Below are 21,422 nucleotides of genomic sequence, written 5' to 3' on the forward strand. Positions count from 1 at the left end.
CGGGTGGGGCGTCTGCTCAGGCGTCGAGTCCGTCCAGGAAGTCCGCCAGCGCCGCGTTGAACTCCTCCGGTCGCTCCAGGTTCGGCAGATGGGCCGCCGCGGCGATCACGCTGAGCGTCGAGTGCGGCAGCGCCGCGTGCATCGCCTCGGCGTCCGGGACCGGGGTGTACTCGTCGTCGGCGCCGACGACGACGAGGGCCGGGACGGTGACGCGGGTCAGCAGGTCGCGGTAGTCGGGGCGCTCGGCCCGTCCGCGCAGGGCGGCCGCCGCGCCCTCGGGCGGCGTGGCGGTCATCATGCGGTGCACGTGCGCCGCGACCTCGGCGTCCGCGTACGGCGCGACCATCTTGTGCAGCACCTCGTCGGCGTAGCCCGTCATGCCCTCGCGCAGCAGGCGGTCCGCCATCGCGGCGCGCGCCTTCCTGCCTTCCGGTGTCTCGGCCGACGGGAACGTGTCGGCCAGCACCAGCCCCCGGATCCGCTCCGGGAACAGCCGGTAGCACTCCATCGCGATCTGGCCGCCCATGGAGAGTCCGGCGAGGATGAACCGGTCCACCCCGAGGTGGTCCAGCAGTGCCGCGATGTCCTCGGCGAAGGTGGCGAGGGGCGTGACGCCGGGGATCACCGGAGACGCGCCGTAGCCGCGCAGATCCGGGGCGATCACTCGCCGTCGCGAGGAGAACGCGGCGATCTGAGGGGTCCACATCGTGTGGTCGAAGGGGTGGCCGTGGATCAGGACGAGAGGGAGCGCCGCGGCATCGGCGCCGCTCCCTTTGTCCTCGTATGCGAGGAAGGGTGCCATGGTCACGACCCTAGGTCCGGCCAACTGCTCGGTGCAATAGGATCTTTGCCCTCGGTGCAATCCCGGCGGTGCGACCCGGTGCCGCGATCCAGAACGCGAACAGGGAGACCTCACGTGGTGGACGACTACCGGCGCATCGCCGACCGGCTCGCCGACGACATCGCCGCCGGGCGCCTCAGACCCGGCGAACGGCTGCCCCCGCAGCGGGCGTTCGCCCGGCGGCGCGGGATCGCCGGATCGACGGCGGGACGCGTCTACGCCGAACTGGTGCGACGCGGACTGGTGGTCGGCGAGGTCGGGCGCGGCACCTTCGTCCGGGCCGCCCCGGTCGCCTCGGGACGCGCCCTCGCCGAGCCGTCCCCCCATCCCCGGCCCCGCTCGTGAACCTGGAGCTCAACTACCCCACCGTGCCGGGCCAGTCGGAGCTGCTCACGCCCGCCCTCGCCCCGCTGCTGCGCCCCGACGTCCTCACCGAGTCCCTGCGCACCGCTCCCGCCACCGGTACGCCCGCCGCCCGCGAGGCCGCCGCCGACCTCCTCGCCACCCCGGGCTGGCGTCCGGCCCCGTCCCGGCTGGCCTTCGCGGGCAACGCCCGCCAGGCCATCGCCGCCGCGTTCGCCTCCCTCGTCCGGCCGGGCGGCCGCGTCGGCGTCGAGGCACTCACGTACCCCCTGGTCAAGGAGATCGCGACGCGGCTCGGCGTCACTCTGGTCCCGCTGGCCATGGACGACGAAGGGCTGCGGCCCGAGGCGGTCACCGCCGCCCACCGCTCGGCGCCCCTGTCCGCCGTGTACGTGCAGCCCACCCTGCACAATCCGACCGGCGTGACGATGGGGGACGCGCGCCGCCGGCAACTGGCCGACACCGCACGCCACCTGGACCTCCCGCTCGTCGAGGACCGCATCTGGTCCTTCCTCCACACCGGCCAGGACCCCCTCGCCGCCCACGCCCCCGAGCGCACCTACCTCGTCGACGGCCTCTCCAAGCGCGTCGCGCCCGGCCTCACCGTCGGCTTTCTCGTCGTGCCCGAGGACCGGGTCGAGGACGTGGCGGCGGCGCTGCGCTCCGGTGCCTGGAGCGCGGGACGGTTCGCGCTGGAGGCCGCGGTGCGCTGGCTCGCGGACGGCACGGTCGCCCGGCTGGTCACCGCCAAGCGGGCGGACGCGGAGCTGCGGCAGAAGCTGGTCGCCGAGCATCTCGCCGGGTTCCGTGTGCGGGCGGATCCGCGGGCGTACCAGGTCTGGTGGGAGCTGCCCGGGCCGTGGCGGGCGGACACGTTCACGGCGGCGGCAGCGGCGCGCGGGATCGCGGTGACCCCGGGCTCGGCCTTCGCCGCCGCCCCGGCCGCCGCGGCGGGCGCTTCGGACGCCGTCAGGCTCGGACTCGCGTCGGTGGCTCCGCCGAAGCTGGCCCGGGCGCTCGGGACGCTCGCCGACGTCGCGCGTACGCGGCCGTGAGCAGGGCGGTCAGTGCCACCGTGAGGCCGAGCGCGAGCAGAGCCCAGGAGACCAGGCGCAGGGTCTCGGTGAGGGCGTCGTAGACCGCGCCCACCGCCGTGGGGGACACGTCGGGCGGCAGGTCGGCGAGGGTGAGCCGGCGGCCGACGGCGACCGCGACGCCGAGCAGCGCGGCGCCCAGCGCCGTGCCGAGCCCGGTGGCCAGCACCGCCTGTCTGCGGCACACCGCGACGAGGATGCCCGTCACGGCGAGGACGGCCGCCGAGACGGGCAGCCAGAATCCGGCGACTTCAAGCACATGGAACCCCTTCCGGAGCTCGGCCAGATCCTCCGAGGGCAACACCGTGATCTCGGTGTGCTCGACGTGGATACGGTTCGCCAACGGCACGTGCGCGTGGGCGAGTTGACTTCTGACCTGTTCGGCGACCGGGGCGAGGTCGATCGTCACGGCCTCCTCCCGGTCACTGCGCAGCGCCCGCATCACCGCCTCGTGCGCGGCCCGGTTCGCCGCCTCCCACGCCGTGTGGAACGCCGGTGTCAGCGTGAACGAGCGCACCGCGTCCCGTACGAAGTGGTTCACCGGCCCCTGGAGCGGTGCCCGCACATGGACCTCGCGCAGGATCCCGGTCGTGACGGCCGCGGCGATCGCCTCCCGTACGTCCGTGTCGGCGGCGAGCGGCTCCATCGCGGCCGCGTAGCGCTCGTCGTCGCCGATCCCGTAAGCCGCCCAGGTCGACAGCGCGCCGAGCGGCGCGAACAGGCAGGCGAGGGCGATCAGGACGGCCGACAGGGTGCTGCGCACACGAGGGGACACCTCACCAGGCAAGGCCCCGTGGGCGGCGAGCGCGAGCGGTGTGACTCCATATGGGTGCAAACGACGAGCCGCTCCGGTGGAGAGCTCACCCGAACGGGTGTTACCTGGTTGTAGCGGCTCTTCCCCAGACTCCTGGGACCTGGTCCCAGGGGGTAGGTGAGTGAGGGAGGTGCACGAGGCCCCGGCAGCCTGCCGGGGCCTCGTGCACCATGCCGCGGCGTCGCGGCGGCGTGCCGCCGCGTCAGTTCACCGGATGGCCGGCCGCGTCCTCGTGCGTGTAGTAGTGGTAGAAGCTCCCCGCGAGCACGAACACCGAGACTCCCAGCGCCATGAACGTGGAGCGCAGCACGGAGGCGCCGGTCAGGCTGTAGAGGAACCCGAACGCGATGCCCGCGAACGCGGTCCACACCAGCGCGTGCAGTTCACGCCTCAGCACCGGCGCCAGCATGCGCACGCCGATGTAGGCGGCCGCGAACACGATCGCGCACACGAAACCGAACAGGACGTTCCAGCCCGTGATCGGTCCGGCGTCGCGCACGTTGGCCGCAGCCCAGTACCCGTAGATCAGCCCTCCGACGACGGGCACCGCCCACTTCGCGACGGCGTGGGTGCGCGCGTCGAAGACATCGGGTGCGCGGTGCGTCCGCGCCGCCCAGGTCGAACCCGCGATTCCCGCCGTTCCCGCCGTACGCCCTGTCACCGCTGCGTGTCGTGCCCCTGACGCCTTCGAGACTGGTGCCGTGTGAGTCATGGGAGCACTCCTCTCTCCTCGTCCCGCCTTCCAGGTCACACCCCGGCCCGGTGGCTGGCAAGTCGGGATGCGGGGGTTTTGGCCTCGTGTTTCGCTGAACTCCATGAAGGTCGTACTCTTCGGCGCCACCGGAATGATCGGCAGCCGCATCGCAACGGAGGCATCGGCGCGCGGGCACCAGGTCCTGGCGGTGAGCCGCTCCGGGCAGTCGCCGGTCCCCGGGGTCACGGCGACCGCCGCGGACGCCTCGGACACGGCGAAGGCGACCGAGCTGGTGGCGGGCGCGGACGTGGTGGTCTCGGCCTGCGTACCGCCGAGAGACGGGACGGATCCCCGGGGGCCGTTTCTGGCGCTGAACACGGCGCTGGTGGAGGCCGCCCGGGCGGCCGGGGTGCGACGGCTGGTGATCGTGGGCGGGGCGGGCAGTCTGGAGGTCGCGCCCGGACAGGCGGTCGTGGACCAGCCCGGCTTCCCGGAGGCCGTTCTGGCGGAGGCGCGCGCCCACAGCGACGTCCTCGACTTCTACCGCACGGTCGACGACCTCGACTGGACGTACATCTCGCCCGCCGCCGACATCGCCCCCGGCGCCCGCACCGGCGCCTTCCGCCTGGGCGGCGACCGGCTGCTCACCGACGACCACGGCAACAGCAGGATCAGCGCCGAGGACTACGCCGTCGCCCTCGTCGACGAGCTGGAGACGCCCGCCCACCCGCGCGCCCGGATGTCGGTGGCGTACTGACGAGGAACGGATGGTACGGCGACGTGGGCGCCCTGCGACGCATCCGAGACCTGTCGCCGCTGCTCGGCCCGGTGCCCCCGGAGCAGCGAGAGGACTCCGTGCAGCGGCAGAAGATGCTGCGGCTGCACGGCCACAGTGTCGCCTGGGTGCCGCCGCTGCTCCTGCTCATCGCCATCGGACTGGCCGACTGGAACACCTCCGGCGAGTTCCGGATCATCACCTGGATCGTCGTCGTCCCCGGCATCGCGGCGGCGATCTGCGGGGTGTGGACCACGGCGGTCTTCGCCTGCCTGGCGGTCGTCACCTACGTCGAGGTGGACGCGTCCTGGGAGCACCAGTACCAGACCGGCCTTCCCGACTTCATCCTCGTCAGCGTGGGCGGCGTCCTCGCGGTCCTGGCCTGTGCGGTGCGGGTCCGCGGCGAGCGGCGCATGCTGCACATGATGGACGTCGCCGAGACCACCCGGCGCACGGTGCTGCGCCCGATGCCGCCGGGCTGGGGCGGCCTCGAACACGCGGCCGTGTACCTCGCCGCCGACAGCGAGGCCCGGGTCGGCGGGGACTTCTACGACATCCAGCCGGGCCCCCGCGGCACCCGGCTGCTCCTCGGCGACGTGCAGGGCAAGGGGCTGGGCGCGGTGGAGGCGGCGGCCGCGCTGCTCGGCACGTTCCGCGAGGCGGCCTACCACGAACCCCTCCTGCGGACGGTCGCCGACCGGCTGGAGGTGCGGATGAGCCGGCACGTCGGCTACCGCAAGGCGGTCGGCCGCGACGACCACGACCGCTTCGCCACCGCCGTCCTGGTGGGCTTCCCCGACGACACCCGGGACACCGTCGAGTTCGTCAACTTCGGCCACGAGCCGCCCCTCGTGGTCGCGCCCGGCGGCGTACGTACCCTGCCGCCGGGCCACGGACTTCCGCTGGGTCTGGCCGGGCTGACCTCCGACCGGCCGCTCGTCCGGACCGCCGTACTGGTCCCCGGCGAGACCCTGCTCCTCGTCACGGACGGGGTGACCGAGGCCCGCGACGCCGACGGAGCGTTCTTCCCGCTCCTCGACCGGGTGACGCGCGCCCTGACCGAGGACGCGCGCACCGTCGAGCCGCAGCGCCTCGTCGAACTCGTCCGCGACGGCACACTGCGGCACTGCGGCGGGCGGCTGGCCGACGACACCACGATCTTCGCGGTACGACGACCGGGGGACCCCAGGCCGGTGCTGTCGCCGAACGTGGTCCCGGAGGGCACGGGCGGGGGCACAACCCAGCCATAGGCGGGCGTTTGCCCGGCTGCCGTCCCCCCTTCGCAGGCGCAGCGGTTACGGTGCTGGCGTACGTGATCGATGGGGAGGGAGGGAACCATGCCCGGAACCGTGCTGCTCCTCGCGGCCTCACCGGTGGGCAAGGGGTGTCTGGTGGACGCGGCGTCCGTGCTCCCCGTGCTCGCGGCGGTGTCCCCCGCGGTGCTGTCGGGCACGGACACCGCGAACGTGGTGGAACTGGCCGACCCGTTGGAGCCGCAGGCCGTGCTGACCAGGCTGCGCGCGGCCGCCACGGCTCCCGGCCCGTTGACGATGTTCGTGACGGGCCAGCTCCAACTGGACCGCCGCCAGCGCCTGCCGCACCTCGCGCTGGCCCGCACCACCCCCTCGACCGTCCGCTACACGGCCTTCCCCTGGCACTGGATCACCGAGGAGCTCCGGCTGCGCGCACCGGGCACCACCGAGCTCCTGGTCGACCTGCACGCCGACGCGGAGACCTGGGAGTACCTCGCGACGAGCCCGCTCACCGCGGGCACGGGGGTCGGCCTGTACGGGCGCGTCGCCCCGCCGCCGCCCCGGCGCACGGTGGCGTCACCGGCGTACATGAAGGCTCTCGCGACGATCCTGCGCAGCGGCCGGCGGCCCGAACTCCCGCTGCTGCACCAGCAGTCGCTGGCCCGGATCGAGGCCGAGAGCGGGCCGTCGGGGATCGTGCTGGCGGCTCCCGCGCGGATACCCGTGGTCCCGGATCCGCACGCCGCGATCACCGCCGCCGCGCAGGCCGGCCGGCACGACGAGGCCGCGGCACTGGCCGCGCGCTGGGAGCAGGAGGCGGCCCGCACCTGGGGCGTCGCCTCCGAACAGGCCCTGCACTGGGCGGAGGTCCGCGCGGACCTGGCGATGCTCGCGGGCGACCCGGTCGGCAGCTGCCGCACCTGGCTGGCGATCGCCGGACACCGGCTGGACGCGGGCCAGCCCACCGACGCCCCGGCCGTCGAGTCGGCCGCGGACCGGGCCCACCATCAGTGGGGGCAGATCGGCGACTCCGCGCGGGCCGTCGAACTCGGCGCCGCGCTGGCCGAGTTGAGGCTGCGCGTGCCCGGACGTCGACGGGGCGCCCTCGACCACATACAGCAGCACCTCAGCAGGCTCCAGGCGCGGGTGTGACGGTCGGGTTCAGGGCCCGGCGGGCAGTCTGCCCCTGAACCGGGCGCCGCGGTCGGAGGGTTCGAGCGTCACCGTGCCGCCGGCCGGCCGCGCCGTGCCGGTTCCACACCCCGTTGTGCCGCAGGTTGCCGACGCTCGCGGGCTGGTCCGGGCCGTTCGTGAAGACGCAGGTGTCGCCGGTCTCCTCGAAGTCGTCGACGGTCGCGGCGACCGTGCCGTCCGGGGCGATGCCGACGCCGTACGGCGTGTCTGCCACGGGGGCAGGCGCGCACCTGTTCCAGGTCGCAGAGGCGGTACTCGGTGAGCGCCCGGTTCCCGGGTCCGCCACGACGAGGTTGGCCGCGTACAACGTGCCCGAGTCCGGGCTGAGTTCGAGGTCGGTGACCTGGGGCAGCCCGCAGAGCCTGCCGACCTGCGAGTCGTGCAGAACCTGTGAGCCGTGTGTGGCGAGGGGGTAAAGGTTAAGTCGTGCCACTGACAACAGGAGGCGCAGGGGTCCCAGGAACGCGTGGGCATGCCGTTCCGCCCCTGTCGAGAGCCTCCCCCGGCGTCAACTCCGGTGCCATGATGGTGAGTCATGACTGCTGAGGGGGAGGGTGTGGCAGCCCGGGCCATCCGCGTGCGTCTGGACGGGACGGCGAGCGACAGCGATGTCGGCGCCCTGAAGAAGTGGCTGGAGCGGGAGAGGCCGCTGGAGCAGCTGGTCAAACGGGGCGATCTCAGGATCGAGGAGCGCGCCGGGACCGATGAGCAGGGCACGCCCATGGGCGTCGGCATGGACATCGTGCTGGTGCTGATCGGGGCGGGCGCCGAGACGCTCTTCAAGGAACTGCTCGCACAGGTCAAGAGCGCGGTACGGGCCTGGAGCGACAACCGCGGCTCCGTGGAGAACGGCGATCCGCCGGAGGCCCGTGTCGATCCCCTGGGTCCCGACGAGAGGTAGCCGGGTGGACCGCTTCGACCCGCGGGGAAAGGTGAACCGGGCGCTGCTGGTCGGTGTGTCCGAGTACGAGTTCACGCGGCCGAAGCACCGCGACGGCGTCCCGGGCCAGCTGCCCGCCGTCGCCCACAACCTCGCCGTGCTCGTACGGGCCCTGGAGCGGGGCGGAGTCCTCCGGCCCCTGGAGATCACCGTCGCGCGCTCACCGCGGCTGGCCGACTTCCGCCACTCCCTGCGTGCGGCCGCCGACTCCGCCGAGGGGCTGCTCCTGCTCTACTTCGCCGGACACGGCGCCGTGCCCAGCGCGGGCGACGAACTGTGGCTGCAGATGCGCGACGCCGAGGTCGTCCGGGGCGAGACGGCGGGGTTCGAGGGCGCGGCCCGGTTCACCAACGTGCTGCGCATCCTCGCCAACAGCCACGCGGAGCGGATCGTGGTCGTCCTCGACTGCTGCAACGCGGGCAACGCCGCTCGGGTGTGGGAGGCCGTGGAGCGCCCCGACGTCCGACGGCGCGTCTCGGTGCTGATGAGCGTGCAGGCCAACCACCGCATCGACGCGGGCGACGCCGACACCCCCACGCCGTTCACCGCCCGGCTGGTGGAACTGCTGACGTCGGGCGTCGAGGATCGGGAGGGCGAGGGGCGGGGCGACGAGGTTCACTTCCTGGCCCTCGCGGAGGCGCTCAGGGCCTACATGTCCACCCACCACCGGACCGAACGCGGCGAGGCCTGGGAACCGCAGAGCCGCACGGAGAACCCTCCGGTGGACGTGGTGCTGGGGATCAGGGCGGGGGCCGGGAGACCCGTCGGCCCCAGGACGGAGGCCGTCGGAGCGGGCGCGGCGAGCCGCCCCGCGTCCGGCCGCCGTCGGCACCGCGCCTTCGTGGCCCGGGTGCGTGCGGCGGCGGCCCGGTTATGGTCCGGGACCGTGGGCCCGGGTGCGCTCCGGCTCTCGGCTGCCGCCCCGCACCGGCCCCCCGGCCAGGCACCCGGCGGGCGGTCGACCCGCCGTGCCGCCGTCGTCCTCCTCGTCCTCGCCGCCGCCCTCGGTCTCGTCGGCTACTTCGTCGTCGACAACGCGGCCTCCGACCGGTCCGCCTGCGGCCCGCCCGTGGAACTGCGGCTGCTCACGGACCCCGATCTCGAATCCACCGTCCGCAAGGCGGCCGACACCTATCTCACGTCGGCGGCGAACACCACGGGCGGCGGCTGCCGGCGCAGTGGGATCACGGTGTACGGCGCGGGCTCGGCGGCCGTGGTGGCGGGCCTGCGCGACCAGTCGGACCCCTGGCAACGGCCGGTGAGCGACGACACCGACCCGCAGCGCGACATCGGGCCCCAGCCGGACATCTGGATCCCGGGCACGCTCGCGACCGCGGCCAGGGCGCGCTCCTCCGGGGTGGCGCGGACCTACGTGACGCTGGAGCCGGACGCGGCGCCGTTCGCGTACTCCCCGATGGTGCTGTCGCTGCCGCAGGGCATCGCCGAGGACTCGCAGCGCGACCGGACCGGCGACTCGCTCGCGGGCCTGCGGGCGAAGCTGGCGCGCCGGGACAAGAGCGCCTCCGTACGGCGCCCGGACCCCGAGTACACCGACTCCGCGCTGCTGGCCACGGTCGGCCTCTACGGCCCGGGCAGGGCCGACGTGGGCCGGGCGGAGGGGAGCGTGGCCCAGACAGGACCGCCCGCGCCCACCGCCGGTGACCTGCTGTGCGCCCTGCCCGACAACGCGGACACCGACCGGAGCACCGCGGCCCTCGTACCGGAGTTCCTCATGGTGAGCGGGGTCGGCTGCGACCGGACGACACGCACCCCGCGGATGGCCGAGTACCCCGACGACGTGCCGGGCCTGACCCCCACCTTCGTCCGCGTCCGCTGGACGGGCGGCGACAAGGACGAGGCGGCCCGGGACGACGCGGTACGGCGCTTCCACGACTGGCTCACGGGCACCGGCGACACGGGCGAGAAGAACAGCGGCAAGGAGGCCGACGACGGTCTCGCGGTCTTCGGGCAGGACGGCTTCCGCGCCCCTTCCGGCTCCCGCGCCTTCCTCGCCGCCCACGACTCGGCCACCGGTCTGATCTCCGACCCCGGCCGGCCCGCCGGGGCCGCGGGCGCCGGGGCGATGGACACGGCCCTGAACCAGTACCGCAACGCCAAGGGCCCCGGCCGGGTGCTCTTCCTGCTGGACAGCTCCGGCTCGATGGCCGGTCTGTGGCAGGGGCCGGGCGGCGCCCCCGGCATCCTCAAGCAGTCCCTCGGCGGACTCGGCACACAGGACGAGTACGGCGTCTGGTCCGTGGCCTCCCTTGGTCGCAGCCCGTACGCCGAACTGCTGCCCTTCGGACCCCACAAGCGCGGCGACGCCGAGCGGGCCCTGGACCGGGCCGCTGTCAAGGACGCGGAGGCCGACCCGTACGGCGCGCTGAAGGCGGCGCTGGACACCATGGCCCAGAAGGGCAGGGACGACGACCGCCCCGAGCTGATCGTCTTCCTCACCGACGACGAGGACGACAACCACCTCACGGCGAAGGGCCACTTGGACGAACTGCTCACCTCGGCTCGGACCAAGGGCGTCCCGGTGGTCATGGCGGCCCTCGACAGCGGCGGCTGCGCCAAGGGCAGGCCCGACCAGCGGATCTCCGACGCGAGCGGCGGGCGCTGCCTGGACACCAAGGGCGACCTCGTGGCGGGCCTGCGGGACGAGGTCGCGCGCACCGGAACGGGGGACGAGTGATGCGGCGACTGCTGTGGACATCCGGGCGGGTCCAAGGGCGGGTCCAAGGACGGGTCTACGGGCGGGTCTACGGGCGGGTCTACGGGTACGGGCTGGCCCTCGCTCTGCTGCTGACCGCCTGCACCGGCGGCGGGCAGGCCGGACCCGGTGCCACGGCCGCCCCCGGCGCCTCCGGGGACATCGTCGTGGCCAGCGGGCGGGACGTGACCGGCAAGGGCGGCGTCCGCCAGCAACTCATCGACGCGTGGAACGCCCAGCAGGACAGGGAACACAGCGACGTCCACGCCCGCCTGGTCGAACTCCCCGGCTCCGCCGACCAGCAGCGCAGCCAACTGCTCGGCGCGCTTCAGTCCGGCAGCGCCCAGTACGACGTCGTCAACCTGGACGTCACCTGGGTGCCCGAGTTCGCCGCCGCGCACCTCATCCGCCCGCTGCCGGAAGCCCTGGTCGGCGCGGACGTCATCAAGTCGGTCGCCAGCACGGCCCGTTGGGGCGGAAAACTCTACGCCGTCCCCTTCAACAGCGACGTCGGCCTGCTCTACTACCGCCGGGACCACCTCAAGCAGGCGCACGTCCAGGACACCGACCTGAGCAAGGGGATCACCTGGCGGCAGCTGCGGGACCTCATCGACGCCGTCGAGGCGCCGGGCCGCTCGCGGCCGAAGGGGTACGAGAAGGGCTGGACCACCCAGCTCGGCCCGTACGAGGGCCGCACGGTCAACGGGATCGAGGCGTTCCTGTCCGCCACGGACGGCGCCGGCCTCACCGACGAGAACGGCCGTTACACCGCCACCGTCCAGCAGTTGACGGACGGGATCGCGGAGCTGCGCGCCCGCACCCAGGGCGCGTACACGCTCGGGGACGCGGTCCGCTCGGACGAGGGCGAGTCGCTCACCGACTTCGCGGACGGGCGTACGGCGTTCCTGCGTCACTGGCCCTACGCCTATCGCACCCTGCACCAGTCCCTGACCGACGCGCAGCTCGGCGTCGCTCCGCTGCCCGGCCGGGCGGTGCTCGGCGGCCAGAACCTGGCGCTGGCCGGATCGTCCCAACAAGCCGACAAGGCAAGGGAGTTGATACGGTTCCTCACCAGCGGGGAGAGTGAACGCTGTCTGCTCGACGCGGGGTTCGCGGCCACTCGGGAGTCCGCGTACACGGCCGACGACGTGACCTGCGGCGTGGCGAGGACCCCCGGAGCGGCGTCGCCCTCGGCCTCGCCCTCCGGCGAGAGCGCCGACCGCATGCCGCGCGACGACCACGGGCGCCCCGCGTACGCCCGGACGATCCTGCTCCCCGCGCTCCGGCGCGCCGTCCAGCGCCCCCGCACCCCCTTGTACGGCGCGTTCACCCAGACGTTCGCCACCGAGCTGGGCAGGCTGTTCAGTGACGACCCGCCGGGCGACGCGGAGTTGGCCGCCGAACTGGACAAGGAACTCAGGAAGGCTCTTCCGGGCTGACGAGATACGCGAGCGCCCCCGACACCAGCGTCCGCACGCCCGGCGCGAGCGTCGCCGGGTCGGGCGCGAACTGCGGGCTGTGATTGCTGGGCACGGCCGCGAACTTCTCCATGAGGTCGTCGCCCGGGGCCGCGTCCCACACCTCGGCCGGGGTGCTGGTCACGAACCAGTAGGAGTACGGGGTCTTCCCCTCCGCGAGCCGGGGGAAGTCCTCGCTGCCCATCGCCGGGCCCGGGTCGAGGATCGTCCCGACGCCGAAGACCTCGCCGTGCACGGCCGCGACCCGGCGGTCGGTCTCCGGGTCGTTGACGGTGACCGGGAAGTTGTTGCCGACGACGACGTCGGGCTCGCGCGGGCAGCCGGCGGCCAGGCACTCGCCCGCCGCGATCCGCCGGATCGCCGCGATCATCCGCTCACGGACCTCGTCCGACTGCGTACGGATGTTGAGGGCGATCCGGGCCTCGGCGGGGATGATGTTGTGCCGGGTGCCCGCCTCGATCCGTCCCACGCTCAGCACGGCCGACTCGCGCGCCGCGAGCTCCCGGCTGACGACGGTCTGCAGCCGGGTCACGAGGTACGCGGCGGTGACGACCGGATCGACGGTCGACTCCGGACGCGAGCCGTGCCCGCCCCGCCCGTGCACGACGATGTCCACGTCGGTGGAGGCAGACATGATCAGGCCGGGCGAGTGGGCGTAGAGCCCGGCGGGACCGGGGGCCGCGTGCTGGGCGAGCAGGACGTCCGGCCGCGGGAACCTCTCGTACAGTCCGTCCGCGACCATCGCCGACGCGCCCTCGCCGGTCTCCTCGGCGGGCTGCCCGAGCACGAGGAGCGTGCCGGACCAGGCGTCGCGCCCGGCGGCGAGCGCCCGGGCCGCGCCCGCCAGCCAGGTGACGTGCAGATCGTGCCCGCAGGCGTGCATCACGCCGGGCGTCCGGGAGGCGTACGGCAGTCCGGTCTCCTCCCGCACCGGCAGGGCGTCCATGTCGGCGCGCAGCAGCACGGTCGGCCCGGGCCCGTTGTGCAGGACGCCGACGACGCCGGTGCCGCCGACGCCGGTGACCGTGTCGAACCCGGACGTGCGCAGCCGGTCGGCGAGCGCGGCGGCCGTCCGGTGTTCCCGCATCGACAGCTCCGGGTGCCGGTGCAGGTCGCGGTAGAAGTCCTCGAGGTCGGGAACCGGGAGGTCGGCGGTGAGGTCCAGTGCGATGCGTGCGGCAGGTGAGATCACGGGGCCAGCGTAGGGGCCGCCGACGGGACGGGGGAGTTCCCGTCGGCGGCCGGTCTATCGAAGGGCTTGCGCGTGGCCCGTGAGGTGCTGGAGGTGCGGGACGGTGGCTTCGGCCGCCCGGGCGGGGCCGGCGTTCGCTGCCAGGACCAGGGCGGCGACGGCGACGACGGCCGCGCCGAATCCTCTGAAGTAGCGCGCGGAAATACGTCGGAGCATGGCGACCTCGCAACAACAGCGGCGTATTAAGCAGGCTTAATCCGCCGCTTAACGTAGGGGTTCGAAGCATCAAAGGGCAAGGGGAGCAAGGGGAGTTGGACGATAGTCAAAAGTTGGCCGAGTGTAAGTCGGGTTAATGGCATGCTTAATCCATGGCGGAGCGTGACGGCCCGGAGGTCATCGGGCGCAGGGTTCAGCAGTTGCGTACGGAACGCGGACTGACGCAGAAACAGTTGGCGGAACCGGCGTACACGCCCGCGTACATCTCCACCCTGGAGGCCGGGCGGGTGCGGGCCTCCGAGCCCGCGCTGCGGCACATCGCCGAGCGGCTCGGGGTGGCGTACGAGGAGATCGCGACCGGGCGCCCCGCCCACCTCGCCACCGATCTGCGGCTGCGGCTCACCGACGCCCAGCGCACGCTCGCCACCGGCGAGGCGGAGGTCGCGGCGGAGCAGTACGACGCGCTCCTCGTGGAGGCGGACGCACACGGGCTTGTCGCCGAGCAGGCCGCGGCGCTGCTCGGGCTCGGCGAATGCGCCCTGGAGACCGGGAACCTGGAGACCGCGCGGGAACGTTTCGAGGCCTCGGAACAGCGCCTCGGCGACGCGCCCCTGCCGAACCGGGTGCCCGCCCTGCGCGGCCGGGCCGTGTCCCACTACCTCGCCGGTGAACTCCGCTACGCCTGTTATCTGTTCGAGTCCACCCTCGACGAGCTCAACCGCACGGGGATGCACGACCCGGACGCGCTGCTGCTCCTCTACACGGGCGTCATCGCCCCGTACATGGACATGGGCGCCCATGCGCGGGCCGCGCAGGCGGCGGAGTTCGCGCTCGCCCTGGCGCCCCAGGTGGGTGATCCGGCCCTCGTCGCCCGGATGCACCGCTCCGTCGCCCGCACGATGATCGCCGAGGGCCGGGTCGCCGAGGCCGACGCCTCCCTCGCCAAGGCCTCCGAGCTGTACCGGCAGCTCCAGATCCGTACCGAGCTGGCCAACTGTCACTGGATGCGCGGCTACTTGTACGCGCAGAACGGTGAACTGGAGCGGGCGGAGAGTGAGTTGCGGGAGGCGCAGGCGATGCTCTCGGCGAAGCGCGCCGCGCTGTACACGAGCCAGGTCAACGTGGAGCTCGCGGACGTACTGCACCGGCGTGGAAAGTCGGCCGAGGCGGCCATCCTCCTCCACGAGGTGCTCGGTGACCTCAGTCCCGAGCGCGGCGCCGTGCACTCGGCCGGCGCGCACCGCCTGCTCGGCATCATCGCCGAGGACGCCCGGGACACGGAGTCCGCCGAGGAGCACTACGTGCGGGCGCTGAGCCTTCTCGAGCGGGCGGGTGCGGCGGGGGATCTCGCCGATCTGTGCCGGCTCCTCGGGGACCTGTTGCGCCGCACGGGCCGGGTGGAAGCGGCCCTCGACGCCTACCGCACGGGCCTCGGCCACCGTACGGCCCCCGGCACCACCACCCTGGGCCGGCCCCGGCCCAGCCCCCGCTGTAACCGTCGGTCCTGCGACTGCGGGTGGGTGGGGGTCGGCCGCGCAGTTCCCCGCGCCTCCAAAAGCTCGGCGGGGGCGTACAGGGGGTCTTTGGGGATTGCCGGGTCTTGGACAGGTGTACGGGCTGGACTCCGGAGTCGCACATTCGCGGCGGGCGGGAAACGGCGGCGTGGAGAACGAGTACCCGTAGAGCCGGCGGCGCCCCGACGGGAGCCGGTATCTGGCCCGGTTGCTCATCACGTGCCGTGCGGCGGACGCCAGTACGGCTCGGCCGCCGGTGCTGGACGCGGCCTCCGTGACGACGGTGAAGGAGCCGGAGAACCGCTACGAGCGGCGGTAGCGCGCACCCCTAGTGGTGTCTAGGAGGCGGATATCTCGGAGGCGGGGATCTCGAAGATGGTTTCGAGGCCGTCCTCCTCGTCCCACTGTTCGCCGACCTCCGTGAAGCCGAACCCGGCGATCGTCGCCAGGGACGCGGCGTTGTCGGGACTGATCGTCAGGCGCAGGGTCCGGACCCGGGCGTCGGCGGCGGCCCGGCGCATCAACGCGGCCAGGATCGCCCGTGCGTAGCCCCGGCGGCGGTGGTCGGGGTCCACGGAGTAGCCGATCTCCACCATGCCCGTCTCGTCCGGTGGCCCGTGGAACCCGGCGAAGCCGACGACCGTACCCTCCGGTTCGGCGATCACGACCTTGGACAGCCATCCCGCGCACTCGGGCCGCGCGGCCAGCTGGTTCAGCCGGTAGCGCCAGAGCCAGCGCGCGCTGTCGCTGAGGAAGTACTCGGTGAGTTCGGCCCCCACCTCGGCACCGGCCCGGTCGAGGTCGGATTCCAGCAGGGCGGTCATGGCCGCGCTCGTCACCTCGACGAATCGCACCGTCTTCGGGCCGGCGGGGAGGACGCGGGCGGCCCGCTCGACGTTGTCTCTTGCAGCGTTGTCTGTCACAGCGCGGATCCTCATCGCAGGGGGCCCGACCTGTCGAACGGTTTTCCCCGGCACGCCCTCCCGGGGGCTTCACGGCGTCACGATCGGGAACGCCTTGTCCGGCTCCGAGACGTACGACAGCAGCCGGGCCAGCACGGTGGTGTCGCCGTCCGACTCGATGCCCGCGAGACCCCGGCCCGACACGACCCCGAGCAGTTCCGGGCGGGTGAGGGTCAGGGTCAGGTCCGCGTGGGGCTTCGGGGTGTGGTGGACCGGCATGGCGCGGTGGGTGAGGGCGCCGTTGTGGAGGTTGACGCGGTGGCGGCGCTGCTCGTCGATGACGACGAGGTCGAGGGTGAGGTGTTCGTTCCAGGCGCGAGGGCCCTCGATACGGACGGCGAGCGAGTCGAGGAGCATGCTCACGGTCAGCGCGGACGTCAGTTCGGGGCTCGTGGTGTCGACGGGGATGTCGGCGGTGCCCGCGCGCAGTTCCAGGGCGGCCGTGAGGTAGGCGTTGCGCCAGGTCCCGTTCTCCGCGCCGTACCCGAGCCGTTCGTAGACGCCCGCGAGGGTGTCCTTGGCCGCGTTGTTGGACGGGTCGGAGAACACCAGGTGGTTGAGCAGGGTGGCGGCGAACCGCAGGTCACCGGCGTCGACGTACGCCCGGGCCTTGACCAGGGTCTCCGTCTGGCCGCCCGCCAACTCCACGTACCGCCGCCCGAGTTCGACCGGCGGATGCTCCCAGAGGTGGGCGGGGTTGCCGTCGTACCAGCCCATGTACCGCTGGTAGACGGCCTTGACGTTGTGGCTGACCGAGCCGTAGTAGCCGCGGGCGTGCCACGCCCTCTCCAGCGCGGGCGGCAGCAGGAGTTCCTCGGCGATCTCGGTGCCGGTCAGGCCCCGGTTGAGCATCCGGAGGGTCTGGTCGTGCAGGTAGGCGTACAGGTCCCGTTGTTCGCCGAGGAACCTGACGACGTTCGACCGGCCCCAGATCGGCCAGTGGTGGGAGGCGAACGCCACGTCGTAGGAGTCACCGAACACGTCGATCGTCTCGTCGAGGTAGCGGGCCCACACGTGCGCGTCGCGGACCGGGGCCCCGCGCAGGGTGAGCACGTTGTGCAGGGTGTGGCTGGCGTTCTCGGCCACGCACAGGGCGCGCTGCTCGGGGAGCAGAAAGTTCATCTCGGCGGGCGCCTCGGTCCCGGGCGTGAGCTGGAAGACGAACCGCACACCGTCGACGGTCTCCTCCTGCCCCGTCCGGGTGATGTCCACGTTCGGGGCGATGAGCGTCACGGTGCCGGCGGAGGTGATGGTGCCGAGCCCGGTACCGATCTGGCCGCGCGGGGCCCTCGGCAGCCGGGAGCCGTACATGAACGCCGACCGTCGCAGCATCGCGTTGCCCGCGAAGACGTTCTCGCTGACCGCGTGCTCAAGGAATCCCTCGGGCGCGAGGACGGGCAGTCCGCTCTCGCTGCCGTGCGCCACCACTCCGCGGGCGCCGCCGAAGTGGTCGACGTGGGAATGGGTGTAGAGGAGCCCGGTCACGGGCCGTGCGCCCCGGTGCTCGTGGTAGAGCCCGAGCGCGGCAGCGGCGCACTCCGCCGAGATCAGCGGGTCGATCACGATCACACCGTGCTTGCCCTCGACGAGGGTCATGTTCGAGAGATCGAGGCCGCGCACCTGGTACACGCCCTCGGTGACCTCGTACAGGCCGTGGCGCGCGCACAGCTGTGACTGCCGCCACAGGCTTGGGTGCGCGGTGTCGGGGCACTCCTCGTCCAGGAACGCGTACGCGTTCCCGTCGTAGACGATCTGTGCCTCGGCGTCGGTGATCACGGGCGGGTCCAACGCCGCGATGAACCCCCGATCGGCGTTCTCGAAGTCCGTGAGATCGTCGAAAGGAAGGTCATCACGCGCCGGGACGGTCATACGTCCAGCCTCTGCCGACGAACGGCGAGCGGCTAGTGGAGTGGGCCGTTCGTGAGGTGCGCGGTCGCGAGGTGTGGGCTCGTGACGTGCGTCAGAGCCGGTCCATCCGGGTGTAGGGGCTGAGGATGCGGGCCTGGCGGGAGCCGAAGTCGACGAGCATGGCGATGCCCTCTTCGACACCGATGATCGTGCCCAGGCCGAACTGGTCGTGGGTGACCCGGTCTCCGAGGCTGAATTCCTTGGCCACGGGGACGACCGGGGCGGCGAAGGGGCTGGTGGGCAGGTGGCGCCGGGGCGCGGAGGGTTTCGTCATCGTGTAGCCAGTATGGGCTTTGTTTGGCCGGTTGGAAGCCCCGGATTTGGTTCCGCAGCCGGATCGTGGCCTTCGGCGGTGCCGACGATCTTGGACCAGACGCCCTCGGAGACGGACAGCGAACGGCTCCCCGCCGTGTACGGGAGGGGTGCGGGCAGGGCCGCCTTCTTGCCCTTGGCCGGGTGTTCCGCGAAGAGGGCGACGGTGAGGGTGAGATGTTCGTCGTAGGTCGTCTGCCAGAGCGTGCGCAGACCCGCGGCGCCGGTCCGGGTGGCCGGAGGAGCGTCCGACCGGCCGTACAGGAGCTTGGCGACCATCCCCGCGTCGGCGCGTGTCATGGCCGCACGGGTGCGAGGGTGGGCCTCGTAGAGGGTGCGGCCCGCGCGGGTGATCTTCGCGACCGCGTACGGCGTGGCGTAGACGCCGTGTGCCGCCGCCGTGGCGTACGCGGAGGCGAGCCGGATCGGGGTCGGGGCCGCGGTGCGGGTGAGGTCCGTGAGGGGGGCGAGCAGCTTCATGCCGGAGAACGGCTGGAGCGCGGTGCCCGCCTCCACCGCTCCGTCCCGCGCGTCGTTGAAGGGCTGACTGGCGTAGTCCGCGCCGCCGTACAGCACGCGGACCGCGCCGTCGCCCGGGACCAGCGCGACCACGGCCGTGTGGACCCGGACGTCCCCGGTCGTTTTCACCTCGGCCGGCTTCTTCCCACCTGCCTTCGCCTCGGCCGCCTTCTCCTCGGCCGTCTTCTCCCCGGTCTTCTCTCCGGTCTTCTTTTCGGTGCCGTCGGCCGCCAGCTCCGCCGTCGCGTCCTGCGCCGTCAGGTCGAAGGTCGTACGGACCGTGTAACCACCGCGGGCGAGCTGGTCCTCGGTGATGCCGAGCCGGTCGGCGGCCTCCGAGGCGGCCGCGTCGATGAGGTACTGGCGCTGGCCGTCCGTGTCGCCCGGCGGATAGAAACGGAAGGCCGGGAAACGGGCCCCGGCCCGCTGCGCGGACGTGATCGCGCCGCTGTGCGCCATCGCGTCCAGCACCCACTCCCAGCGGTCCACCAGCTTGGCCGTCACCTTCGGGTCGGAGCCGGCCTTCTCGTAGTACGAGGGAATGTTGATGACGGACGCGAGCGCCGCGCCCTGGCTCACCGTGAGGTCCTTGGCGTCGACGCCGAAGTAGTTCCTGGCGGCGGACTGGATGCCGGCCGCGCCCCGGCCGAAGTACACCGTGTTGAGGTAGCCCTGCAGGATCTCGTCCTTCGAACGGGTGCGGTCCAGCTTGATCGAGATCAAGGCCTCACGTGCCTTGCGGGACAGCGACTGCTGCGGGCTGAGCAGGGCGTTCTTCACGTACTGCTGGGTGATCGTGGAGCCGCCCTGCCGGCCGCCGCCGCTCACCGTCGACCAGGCGGCCCGGGCGATCGCCTTCGGGGAGATCCCGGTGTCCGTGCGGAAGGACCGGTTCTCCGCCGCGATCACCGCCTCCTGCACATAGCGGGGGACCTGCGAGAGCGGGATCTCCTGCCGGTCCACGGGGCCGCGCCGGCCCAGGTAGTCCCCGTGGTCGTCGACGAAGACCGTGCTCTGCATGGCCGTCTCCGGGTGCGGCTCGGGGATCTTCGTCAGGTGGTACGCCACCACGGCCGCGCCGACGAGGTTCGCGAGCAGCGCGAGCAGGACGACGAGCGCGCGGCGCAGTCGGCGCCCGCGGGTGCGACGGATACGGATCCGCCGCTTGACGAGCCTGCGTCGCAGGCCCGCCGTGAGCCGGCCGCGCCCACCGGCGCCGTGGCGTCCGCGACCGGGGCTGCCGCCCCTGTCGTGGTCATCGGCGACCACAGCGACGCCGGTGCCGCCGGCGCCTCCGCCCGTGCCCACGTCCGCGCCGTTCACCGGCCGGCCCCCGTGCTCGCCGTCACCCCGCCCGCCGAGTCGTACACCGTGACTCTCCTGGTCACATCGACGGGCCTGCCGGGGGCGACCGACTTCGGTGTGCTCACCATCGCGTACCAGACCCCCCAGCGCGGTCCGCCCGCGAGGGTGAGGGCCGTGCCCGGGACCTGGCCCGCGGTGGTCTCGATCACGACCCGCGCCGCCTCGCGCTTGCCGCGGTAGACACCGGAGAGGAAATACCCCCAGTCCCCCGCGCCCTCCTGCTGGACGGTGACGCCGGGCTCGTCGGCGCCGTCCTTCACACTGCTGAACAGCGGGCCGGAGCCGGCGGCCGTGGACCAGTGCGCGCCGTCCTCGGTGAGCCAGATCTTGATGCCGTGCGCGACCTCGACCCGTTCGCCGGCGGTCACGACCCGCACCGTGGCCATGGGCGTACCGGAGGGGGACGTCCCCCGCTCGTCGCCCGAGCCCGGGGACACGGCCGAGCGCAGGGCGACCACGGCCAGCGGGACCACGAGCAGCGCGCACGCGGACCCCGCCACCGCGGCCGTACGGCGCCGCCCGCGCCGCCGGCCCGCGCGCTCGATGGCGGCCAGCGGCACGGCCGAGGGGGTGACGTCGTGGGCGGCTTCGGCGAACACCTCGCGCAGCCGCTCGGACTCGGCCGTCGGACGCGGGAACTTGCGGTGACGTTTCATGTGCGGGCTCCGGAGACGGGGTGTCGGCGAGCGGGGGACGGGGCGGCGGAGGGGGTGACGACAGGGCCCAGGGAGGGATGGGCGCGCAGGGCCGCGAGGCCGCGCCGGGCATGCGCCCTGACCGTGCCGGCCGAGCAGCCGAGCAACTGCGCGATCTCGGCCTCGCCCAGTCCCTCCCAGTGGCGCAGCACCACCACGGCCCGCCGCCGCGAGGGCAGCGCGGACAGCGCCCGGCCGAGCGCGTCCCCTCGGCCGGCGGCCCCCGCGGGATCCGGTAGGGCCCGGCGCGCCCGCTCGGGCAGGAGCGGTGTCAGCATCCGGGCGGCGCGTCTCCTCCGCGTCCGGCCGAGGTGGGTTCTGACCAGGGAGCGCCGTACGTAGAAGTCGACGTCGTTGCGCGGGATGCGCCGCCAGCGGGCGCGGACCCGGGCCAGCGTGGTCCGCGCGAGGTCCTCGGCCTCGTGGAGGTCGCCGGTGAGCAGGTGCGCGGTGCGGACCAGACGGGGCCAGACCGCGGTGGCGTACGGGGCGAACTCGCCCTTCCCGGCAGGCGCGTCGGCGGTTCTGGTGGCCGCGTGCGAGGTGGCATGCGAGGCGGCAGGGGGAACGTGGTGGGACG

General features: G+C 73.2%; 18 protein-coding genes and 2 pseudogenes. 8 read left to right on the forward strand and 12 right to left on the reverse strand.

Annotated elements, in window-relative coordinates:
- Positions 1-16 precede the first annotated feature (16 nt).
- The gene (locus AAFF41_RS25415) at positions 17-802 is read right to left on the reverse strand and encodes an alpha/beta fold hydrolase (RefSeq protein ID WP_319752636.1); all 786 of its coding nucleotides are present in this window, start codon (positions 800-802) and stop codon (positions 17-19) included.
- A 117-nt stretch (positions 803-919) separates the two neighbouring features.
- Between AAFF41_RS25415 and AAFF41_RS25420 the strand changes: the two are divergent.
- Positions 920-2,259 (forward strand): annotated as a pseudogene (locus tag AAFF41_RS25420) (aminotransferase-like domain-containing protein).
- On the opposite strand, the gene AAFF41_RS25425 reads toward AAFF41_RS25420, so the two are convergent.
- A complete protein-coding gene (locus tag AAFF41_RS25425; RefSeq protein ID WP_319752635.1) occupies positions 2,174-3,073 on the reverse strand; it encodes a hypothetical protein in 900 nt (299 codons plus the stop codon). The pseudogene AAFF41_RS25420 and the gene AAFF41_RS25425 overlap by 86 nt on opposite strands.
- A 241-nt stretch (positions 3,074-3,314) precedes the next feature.
- Entirely contained in the window at positions 3,315-3,773 is a 459-nt protein-coding gene (locus AAFF41_RS25430; RefSeq protein WP_319752634.1) for a hypothetical protein, read from the reverse strand.
- Positions 3,774-3,927: 154 nt separating this feature from the next.
- Here AAFF41_RS25430 and AAFF41_RS25435 point away from each other — a divergent pair, with 154 nt between their 5' ends.
- The 3 genes from AAFF41_RS25435 to AAFF41_RS25445 all read left to right on the forward strand — a co-directional run bounded on the left by AAFF41_RS25435 (position 3,928) and on the right by AAFF41_RS25445 (position 6,986).
- Positions 3,928-4,563 carry an NAD(P)-dependent oxidoreductase gene (locus AAFF41_RS25435; protein ID WP_319752633.1) on the forward strand — a complete coding sequence of 212 codons (636 nt, stop codon included), beginning with the start codon at positions 3,928-3,930 and terminating at the stop codon, positions 4,561-4,563.
- Between the two features lie 113 nt (positions 4,564-4,676).
- On the forward strand, positions 4,677-5,831 hold the full coding sequence (locus tag AAFF41_RS25440; protein WP_319752670.1) for a PP2C family protein-serine/threonine phosphatase: 1,155 nt from the start codon (positions 4,677-4,679) through the stop codon (positions 5,829-5,831).
- A gap of 87 nt (positions 5,832-5,918) precedes the next feature.
- Complete coding sequence (locus tag AAFF41_RS25445; protein WP_319752632.1) at positions 5,919-6,986, forward strand: hypothetical protein; 1,068 nt, start codon at positions 5,919-5,921, stop codon at positions 6,984-6,986.
- Here AAFF41_RS25445 and AAFF41_RS25450 read toward each other — a convergent pair.
- Positions 6,961-7,461 carry a hypothetical protein gene (locus AAFF41_RS25450; RefSeq protein ID WP_319752631.1) on the reverse strand — a complete coding sequence of 167 codons (501 nt, stop codon included), beginning with the start codon at positions 7,459-7,461 and terminating at the stop codon, positions 6,961-6,963. The genes AAFF41_RS25445 and AAFF41_RS25450 overlap by 26 nt on opposite strands.
- 102 nt (positions 7,462-7,563) lie before the next feature.
- On the opposite strand from AAFF41_RS25450, the gene AAFF41_RS25455 reads away from it, so the two are divergent.
- The 3 genes from AAFF41_RS25455 to AAFF41_RS25465 are packed head-to-tail and all read left to right on the forward strand — an operon-like array spanning position 7,564 to position 12,120.
- A complete protein-coding gene (locus tag AAFF41_RS25455) occupies positions 7,564-7,929 on the forward strand; it encodes a hypothetical protein (RefSeq protein ID WP_211179035.1) in 366 nt (121 codons plus the stop codon).
- Between the two features lie 4 nt (positions 7,930-7,933).
- The gene (locus AAFF41_RS25460; RefSeq protein ID WP_319752630.1) at positions 7,934-10,663 is read left to right on the forward strand and encodes a caspase family protein; all 2,730 of its coding nucleotides are present in this window, start codon (positions 7,934-7,936) and stop codon (positions 10,661-10,663) included.
- Entirely contained in the window at positions 10,663-12,120 is a 1,458-nt protein-coding gene (locus tag AAFF41_RS25465) for an extracellular solute-binding protein (RefSeq protein WP_319752629.1), read from the forward strand. Before AAFF41_RS25460 ends, AAFF41_RS25465 begins: the two co-directional genes overlap by 1 nt.
- Here the strand turns inward: AAFF41_RS25465 and AAFF41_RS25470 are convergent.
- Together AAFF41_RS25470 and AAFF41_RS25475 are read right to left on the reverse strand one after the other, a co-directional pair.
- Positions 12,098-13,351: an amidohydrolase gene (locus AAFF41_RS25470; RefSeq protein ID WP_319752628.1), complete on the reverse strand. Its 1,254-nt coding sequence runs from the start codon at positions 13,349-13,351 to the stop codon at positions 12,098-12,100. The genes AAFF41_RS25465 and AAFF41_RS25470 overlap by 23 nt on opposite strands.
- Before the next feature lie 54 nt (positions 13,352-13,405).
- On the reverse strand, positions 13,406-13,567 hold the full coding sequence (locus tag AAFF41_RS25475; protein WP_164331390.1) for a hypothetical protein: 162 nt from the start codon (positions 13,565-13,567) through the stop codon (positions 13,406-13,408).
- Positions 13,568-13,719: 152 nt separating this feature from the next.
- Here AAFF41_RS25475 and AAFF41_RS25480 point away from each other — a divergent pair.
- Positions 13,720-15,062, forward strand: a pseudogene (locus tag AAFF41_RS25480) (helix-turn-helix domain-containing protein).
- Between the two features lie 357 nt (positions 15,063-15,419).
- Here the strand turns inward: AAFF41_RS25480 and AAFF41_RS25485 are convergent.
- From AAFF41_RS25485 to AAFF41_RS25510, 6 genes are all read right to left on the reverse strand, one after another.
- Positions 15,420-16,004 carry a GNAT family N-acetyltransferase gene (locus AAFF41_RS25485; protein ID WP_319752626.1) on the reverse strand — a complete coding sequence of 195 codons (585 nt, stop codon included), beginning with the start codon at positions 16,002-16,004 and terminating at the stop codon, positions 15,420-15,422.
- A 69-nt stretch (positions 16,005-16,073) separates the two neighbouring features.
- Complete coding sequence (locus AAFF41_RS25490) at positions 16,074-17,912, reverse strand: alkyl/aryl-sulfatase (RefSeq protein WP_319752625.1); 1,839 nt, start codon at positions 17,910-17,912, stop codon at positions 16,074-16,076.
- 91 nt (positions 17,913-18,003) lie between these two features.
- Positions 18,004-18,225, reverse strand: coding sequence for a hypothetical protein (locus AAFF41_RS25495; RefSeq protein ID WP_054234148.1), 222 nt, complete (start codon positions 18,223-18,225; stop codon positions 18,004-18,006).
- A complete protein-coding gene (locus AAFF41_RS25500; RefSeq protein ID WP_343324670.1) occupies positions 18,222-20,105 on the reverse strand; it encodes a transglycosylase domain-containing protein in 1,884 nt (627 codons plus the stop codon). Before AAFF41_RS25500 ends, AAFF41_RS25495 begins: the two co-directional genes overlap by 4 nt.
- Complete coding sequence (locus tag AAFF41_RS25505; RefSeq protein WP_343324671.1) at positions 20,102-20,803, reverse strand: hypothetical protein; 702 nt, start codon at positions 20,801-20,803, stop codon at positions 20,102-20,104. The genes AAFF41_RS25500 and AAFF41_RS25505 overlap by 4 nt, the downstream gene beginning before the upstream one ends.
- Positions 20,800-21,303, reverse strand: a complete 504-nt coding sequence (locus tag AAFF41_RS25510; RefSeq protein ID WP_343326349.1) for a SigE family RNA polymerase sigma factor — start codon at positions 21,301-21,303, stop codon at positions 20,800-20,802. Before AAFF41_RS25510 ends, AAFF41_RS25505 begins: the two co-directional genes overlap by 4 nt.
- Positions 21,304-21,422: the final 119 nt, after the last annotated feature.

The organism is Streptomyces mirabilis, assembly GCF_039503195.1.
Taxonomy (GTDB): domain Bacteria; phylum Actinomycetota; class Actinomycetes; order Streptomycetales; family Streptomycetaceae; genus Streptomyces; species Streptomyces mirabilis_D.

Excerpts from the sequence above, each read along its gene's own strand:
- AAFF41_RS25415 (WP_319752636.1), bottom strand. The coding sequence starts at position 802 with ATGGCACCCTTCCTCGCATACGAGGACAAAGGGAGCGGCGCCGATGCC.
- AAFF41_RS25435 (WP_319752633.1), top strand. The coding sequence starts at position 3,928 with ATGAAGGTCGTACTCTTCGGCGCCACCGGAATGATCGGCAGCCGCATC.
- AAFF41_RS25440 (WP_319752670.1), top strand. The coding sequence starts at position 4,677 with ATGCTGCGGCTGCACGGCCACAGTGTCGCCTGGGTGCCGCCGCTGCTC.
- AAFF41_RS25445 (WP_319752632.1), top strand. The coding sequence starts at position 5,919 with ATGCCCGGAACCGTGCTGCTCCTCGCGGCCTCACCGGTGGGCAAGGGG.
- AAFF41_RS25455 (WP_211179035.1), top strand. The coding sequence starts at position 7,564 with ATGACTGCTGAGGGGGAGGGTGTGGCAGCCCGGGCCATCCGCGTGCGT.
- AAFF41_RS25465 (WP_319752629.1), top strand. The coding sequence starts at position 10,663 with ATGCGGCGACTGCTGTGGACATCCGGGCGGGTCCAAGGGCGGGTCCAA.
- AAFF41_RS25475 (WP_164331390.1), bottom strand. The coding sequence starts at position 13,567 with ATGCTCCGACGTATTTCCGCGCGCTACTTCAGAGGATTCGGCGCGGCC.
- AAFF41_RS25490 (WP_319752625.1), bottom strand. The coding sequence starts at position 17,912 with ATGACCGTCCCGGCGCGTGATGACCTTCCTTTCGACGATCTCACGGAC.
- AAFF41_RS25495 (WP_054234148.1), bottom strand. The coding sequence starts at position 18,225 with ATGACGAAACCCTCCGCGCCCCGGCGCCACCTGCCCACCAGCCCCTTC.
- AAFF41_RS25505 (WP_343324671.1), bottom strand. The coding sequence starts at position 20,803 with ATGAAACGTCACCGCAAGTTCCCGCGTCCGACGGCCGAGTCCGAGCGG.